This is a genomic window from Candidatus Symbiopectobacterium sp. NZEC135 (assembly GCF_025962695.1).
Genome location: NZ_JAGFPF010001160.1, coordinates 1 through 680, shown reverse-complemented (window position 1 = coordinate 680; position 680 = coordinate 1). Strand labels below are relative to the sequence as shown.

Sequence of the window (680 nt, the reverse complement as noted above, 5' to 3'; positions counted from 1 at the left end):
ATCAACCCTTCGATCTCTTTTGCCGCCTGCGCACTGCGCTGCGCCAGACTGCGTACTTCACCCGCGACCACCGCAAAACCGCGCCCTTGTTCACCGGCCCGCGCCGCTTCAACGGCGGCATTAAGCGCCAGGATGTTGGTCTGGAACGCAATACCGTTGATCACCGTAGTGATCTCGGCGATGCGTTTTGAACTTCCTGAAATCTCCGCCATGGTTTTCACCACGTTATCGACAATCTCGCCCCCTTTTCTCGCCGTATTGGACGCTTGCAACGCCAATTGGCTCGCGTGATTGGCGTTTTCCGCATTCTGTTTGACGGTTGCGGTCAACTGCTCCATGCTGGCCGCCGTCTCTTCCAGTGCGGAAGCCTGATGTTCAGTACGCGATGAAAGGTCATTATTGCCGGAAGCAATCTCGGATGCGCCAAGGTAGATGGCATCGGTGCTGGAACGAATGGTGCTTACCGTCGTCGCCAGACTGGTTTGCATATTCCGCAGCAGAGGCAGCAACCGCCCCACACAGTTACGACCAAAATCATGAATCGGCTTGCCGAGTTGCCCGGAAGCGATAGCGCTGAAGTGATCGCGTAGCGTATCGAGTGGCTTCACCAAACAGGCCACCAGATAGCGATCGGTGAAAAACAGTAGCAGCAGCCCGACAATCAATCCCGTCAGCAAAAT

General features: G+C 55.9%; 1 protein-coding gene. It reads right to left on the bottom strand.

The window, feature by feature from the left end; translation table 11 throughout:
* Positions 1-680: methyl-accepting chemotaxis protein (locus J5224_RS33070; RefSeq protein ID WP_264629136.1), on the bottom strand; the 680-nt coding region annotated here is incomplete at both ends.